This is a genomic window from Meridianimarinicoccus roseus, from assembly GCF_003172915.1.
Classification (GTDB): Bacteria; Pseudomonadota; Alphaproteobacteria; order Rhodobacterales; family Rhodobacteraceae; genus Meridianimarinicoccus; species Meridianimarinicoccus roseus.
The window spans coordinates 1-5082 of record NZ_QGKU01000007.1; the positions used below are offsets into that span (position 1 = coordinate 1).

The 5082-nt window shown below is 65.8% G+C and carries 6 protein-coding genes; all 6 read left to right on the forward strand.

Translation table 11 applies throughout. The features are described from left to right. Nucleotides 1–26 precede the first annotated feature (26 nt). The 6 genes from DKT77_RS02250 to DKT77_RS02275 all read left to right on the forward strand — a co-directional run bounded on the left by DKT77_RS02250 (nt 27) and on the right by DKT77_RS02275 (nt 5059). Nucleotides 27–614 (forward strand): hypothetical protein, encoded by a 588-nt coding sequence (locus tag DKT77_RS02250; protein WP_146204938.1) that lies wholly within the window; start codon nt 27–29, stop codon nt 612–614. Between the two features lie 224 nt (nt 615–838). Then, nucleotides 839–1195, forward strand: a complete 357-nt coding sequence (locus tag DKT77_RS02255; RefSeq protein ID WP_109810127.1) for a TA system antitoxin ParD family protein — start codon at nt 839–841, stop codon at nt 1193–1195. Beyond that, the gene (locus DKT77_RS02260) at nt 1192–1779 is read left to right on the forward strand and encodes an ATPase (RefSeq protein WP_109810128.1); all 588 of its coding nucleotides are present in this window, start codon (nt 1192–1194) and stop codon (nt 1777–1779) included. Before DKT77_RS02255 ends, DKT77_RS02260 begins: the two co-directional genes overlap by 4 nt. 510 nt (nt 1780–2289) lie before the next feature. Next, complete coding sequence (locus DKT77_RS02265; protein ID WP_238547630.1) at nt 2290–3426, forward strand: AraC family transcriptional regulator; 1137 nt, start codon at nt 2290–2292, stop codon at nt 3424–3426. Between the two features lie 383 nt (nt 3427–3809). Next, on the forward strand, nt 3810–4178 hold the full coding sequence (locus DKT77_RS02270; RefSeq protein WP_109810129.1) for a hypothetical protein: 369 nt from the start codon (nt 3810–3812) through the stop codon (nt 4176–4178). A gap of 14 nt (nt 4179–4192) precedes the next feature. Then, complete coding sequence (locus DKT77_RS02275; protein WP_109810130.1) at nt 4193–5059, forward strand: SDR family oxidoreductase; 867 nt, start codon at nt 4193–4195, stop codon at nt 5057–5059. Nucleotides 5060–5082 lie beyond the last annotated feature (23 nt).

Here is a 5082-nt window from a genome sequence, read left to right on the forward strand (position 1 = left end):
CCGACCGCGACGCCTGGAGGACCCGCATGCCACGCCCCCGCAAATCGGATCAGGAGCGAGCCGTCAGGTGGGACGCGCTCTACGTCACCGCCGCCGATCGCGCCAAGATCAAGGCTGCGGCGCAGGCGGCGGACCTGTCGGTGAGCCGCTACCTTGTGAGTCTGCATCGCGACGAGACACCCTGGCGCGATCTGGCCAGGGCCAAGGTTGTCGGCGCGCTGATCGGGGCCGAGCGTCGTCTTGAGGATCTCGCGCGGATGGTAACGGACGGCACCTCGGAGATCGACGCGGTGAGGCTTCAGGCGCAACTCCTCGACATCGAACGCAGCTTCCGCCGCGAGGCTCTTCTTCCGGGTGCTGTCCGTGGAGGAGCATCGGACGAGGAGGGTGAGGCGGGACCCCGCATCGCCGTCGACCATGCGCTGTGGGTTTATCGCGAGATAGCGTTTGCTGGCGTGCCAGAGTGCTATCGCCCACCACTCTTTGCGACAACGCACATCCATACCGGGCATCTCGAGGTCAATTGCATCGTGCCGCGTTGGGCCGGGCGGTCTGAAGGAGCGATCCGCGCCTTCAACCCGGACCCGCCTGACGGGGCGAACCGCGCGGCCTGAAACGCGTTCGAGGATCTGCTGAACGCGCGCTTCGGGTGGGGCAAGACAAATCTATTCGCGATGGCAAATAGCGACGTTCTGTTCGGCGCTATGCTTGTCGGAGGAAGCGGCTCGGCGGCAGCCAATTCACCGCGCTTGAAGTGCACATCACGCCGAAGCAATCCCCTTGATGGACAGGTGGTATTTTGCTACCTCGGATGCACCGCGATTTAAGGGAGGCCTGAATGGCCCAATCTGTAAAGCTTTCCGATGACATCATGGCACTTGTAAGGCGGGAGGCGGAGCTGCGCAGCAGGTCCGTTGCCGGGCAGATCTCTCACTGGCTCAAGCTTGGGCGCGCCATCGAAACGTCCGGCGCATACGACCACGCACGCGTAACGGCGGCACTTGAGGGCAGGCTCGACACGAAGGATCTGCATGACGGAGAAGACGCCGCATGGCTTGAGGGTTTCACCGAAAAGATGATGCAACCCTCGGACAAGGAGCGAGAGTTCTTCGCAGAACGCCAGCAGCTGGGTCTTGGCGTCGGCCTCGATCCCGGCGGCAATCTCGTTTACGCGTCGGCTTCTGACCGCGAATGAGGCCGAGCCTCGTCCTGCTTGCCGGTCCCAACGGGGCCGGCAAGTCGACGCTTTTCAAGGAGCGCGTGGAGCCGGTCTTCAAGGGTTCTTTCGTCAACGCGGACATCATCCAGCGGGAAGAGCTGCAGGACCCATCGGTGGAAGCCTCCTACGAAGCGGCGCAGATTGCGCAGGCACGCCGCGACGAGATGTTCGAGACCCGGAGCAGTTTCGCAACGGAAACGGTTTTTTCTCACCCGTCCAAGCTCGACATTATCTCAAAAGCCAAGGTACTTGGATACCTCGTCGTGGTCATGCATGTCGGCGTGGAGAACCCGGATATCTCAGTCGCCCGGGTTCGAAGGCGCACGGAGGAAGGCGGGCACGACGTGCCCGACGACAAGATCCGGACCCGATATGATCGGTGTAGACCCCTGATCCGCCAGGCCGTCCTGATGGCCGATCGCGGCATGGTCTTCGACAACTCGAAGCTCAATGATCCACCGCGGCCGATGCTTGTCTTTGCCTCAGGGCGCCTTTCCTTTGTGGAGCCACATCTTCCGGCCTGGATCCTGCAAAACTACGCGAGAGACCTCAAAATCTAGCAACTGCATCTGTCAGGGCGTTGAGGCTGCCCATCTCTGACGGATCTTGAACAGCGCATGGGCGAGGGCGACCGGTTTATTCCGACGGCCGTGGTGATGCCCCTGTCCAATTTTCGGGCCTTGCGGAGGCGATCTGCGAAGAATCTCAGGCTTGGGTAGTGAATTGCCGCGACCAAGACTTGTTGGAACTCCACGTGCCGCGAGGTTCGATACGTGCCGGTGTTTCGCGTCATCTAGCCGATCCTTGTTCGGCAGTAGGTGCATTTGGAAAGTAAGCAAAAATTCGTACCACCTTTCCAGTGGGTTGCAACAACCAAAGAGTGCGCCCATCGGATTGGACAAAATCATGTAGCTATTTTGACGGCGATGCGGCCGTGATGCAGGAGGGCGGTGCTTTTGGGGCCGGGTCCGGGATTTTGGGCGGTCACTTTTGTCGGCACTTTCGGCGGTACGGGCTTGGTCGTGGGGCGCTGCGGGGACGGGAGGGCGCGGGGAGCGGGAAGGGTGGCGATGAGCGCGAACATGGGGCGCAGCATCGGGCTTGTCCTGACACATTGTCTTCGGACATTCTGTCGGCGCCGGTTCGGCAAGGGCATGACCGGGCGCATCGACATCCTGACCCCGGAGGACCACCGCATGTCCGATCAGACCATGGCCGCCGGTTTCGCGCGCGCGTTCCTCGACTATGCGGTGAGTGAAGGCGCGCCGCGGGACGGCCTTCTGGCGGCATCCGGCCTGACGGATGACGATCTGGTGGATCAGGACACGCGCATCCCGGTCGCCGCCTACGAGACGCTCATCGCCACCGGGATCCAGACGACGGGCGACACCTCTCTTCTGCTGCGGCATGTGCTCGAGACGCGGCTCGAGACGATGTCGATCGTCGGCCAGATCGTCCATGCCTCGACCTCCTTTCCGCACAGCCTCGTCCAGCTCAACCGCTATGCCCGCCTGATGGCCGATGTGCCGATCCGCGGCGGGCGGGACCGGTTCGAACTCAAGCGCGAGAACGACGCGGTCTGGCTGCTGGACAATCGCCCCTGCGACGGCACCTGGATGGCGACCGAGGCGAGCTTTGCGCGGTTCATTTCCGAATTCCGCCGCTCCGCCCCCGAACACCCGTTCGAACAGGCGCTCGAAGTCACCTACGCCCCGCCGCCCCATGCCAACCGCTATCCCGAGCTTTTCCGGGTGCCGGTCACCTTCCGCGCCACGCGCAACGCACTTCGGATCAATCCGGTCTGGCTGGACGAGGCGTTCGACGGCGGCAAGGACTACGTCTTCGGCGTCTTCACCCGCCACGCCGACGGGCTGCTGGCGGAGCTTGCCGCCAATGATACCGTGCGCTCGGGTGTCGAGGCGCGGATGCTGGCCGATCTGCACGAAGGAACGCTGTCGATGGACCGGATCGCCCGGGACCTCGGCATGAGCCGACAGACGCTCTACCGCCGCCTGAAGGACGAGGGGGTTACCTTCGCCGAAGTGCACGACGACCTGCGCCGCCGGATGGCGATGGATTACCTCGGCGCGCGCAAGGTCTCGGTCGGCGAGACAGCCTACCTTCTGGGTTTTTCCGAGGCTTCGGCCTTCGTCCGGGCCTTCCGGCGCTGGACCGGGGCGAGCCCGACCGCGTGGCTCTCGAATTGACATGCGCGGTCAATCCGTTGATCCCTGCGGTCATGCCGCGCCCCGGCACGAACGGGTATATCCTCCCTCGACACATTCGACAGTCGAAGGACACACGACATGAACCCGATGCTGATAGCCCCTCCTGCGCCGGCCGCCCTGCTCGGGGTCTGCGCGGCAGCGGCCATGCGGGCGTGACCTGTGGGAGGGCGCGATGCACGACACCTGTACCCGCAGGGCCGGCCTTCACCACCTTCTGACCAAAGGCGCGCGCCGGTTGGCACGGCGGCGCACCCGTCCGCACCGGCATATCTCGGGCGATCCCGGGCTGCCGGACGAACGACCACGCGCAACGCATCGGCCCTTTCCGGCGCGGCGCCCGCGCTGGCGGTGAGGACCGGTCGATGACCCAGATACTCGCCTTCGCCTATGCCGGGCTGGCCGCGTTGCCGATGCTGATGCACGTCGCCAACGCCGCCGGCGCCCCGCTCGGGCGGCTGACGGTCGGCGGCCGCTTTGCGGGCCGCCTGCCGCCCCCCTGGCGGGCGCTGGCGCTGGTCCAGGCTGCGCTGCTTGCCACCATGGCCGGGGCGGTGCTCGCCCGGGCCGGCATCGGCCCGGCACCGCTGGAGGCGCTGTTCTGGCCGGCACTCGGGCTCACCCTGCTGTCCCTCGCCGCCAACGCCGCGAGCCCCTCTCGCCCGGAGCGCCTGCTCTGGACGCCCGTCCTCGCCCTGATGACCGCCGCCGCGCTTGGCGTCGGTTTCCTCTGACCCGGAGACGATCCATGAACGTTCTGGTTGCCGGAGCGACCGGCCATCTCGGACGCTATCTTTGCGCCGAATACGCGCGCCGAGGTCACCACGTCACCGCCCTGGTGCGCGACACCGCGCGGGGCGAAGGCCTGGCAGATCTCACGGTCGAGGCCGAGGCGACGCGACCCGAGACACTCACGGGGATCATGGACGGCATGGACCTCGTCGTTTCGTCGCTTGGCATCACCCGGCAGACCGACGGGCTGGGCTACAGGGACGTTGACTTTCAGGCCAACCTGAACCTCCTGCGCGAGGCAGAAGCGGCGCGCGTGAAGCGCTTCGCCTACATCCACGTCCTGCACGCGGAGGACATGCCGGGCGTGCCGCTGATCGATGCCAAGGCCGCCTTCGTGGACGCGCTTCGGGCCTGCGACATGCCCGCGACGGTGATCGCGCCCACCGGCTTCTTTTCCGACATGGCCGAGATCCTGGACATGGCCCGGCGCGGCCGCGTGTGGCTTTTCGGGGATGGCACGCAGCGCCTCAACCCCATCCACGGCGCCGACCTGGCAATGGCCGTCGCCGACGCGACCGAAGCCGGGCGGGGCTGGGCCGAGGTCGGCGGGCCCGACGTGATGACCCAGGGCGAGATTGCCCGCGCCGCCTTCGCCGCCCTCGGGACCGCGCCGCGCATCACCCATCTGCCGGACGCCCTGCGCCGCGCCGCGCTCACCGTCCTGCCGATCCTGCCGCGCCGCGTCAGTGGACCGGCGCGGTTCTTCCTGACCGCGCTCGGGATGGACATGATCGCGCCCCGGTTCGGCACGCGGCGCCTTGCCGAATACTTCGAAACCCTCGCGGCAGACGAAACACGCCAACCAAAACAAAATCAATCATGACCCCCAAAACCCTCAACCGCCCC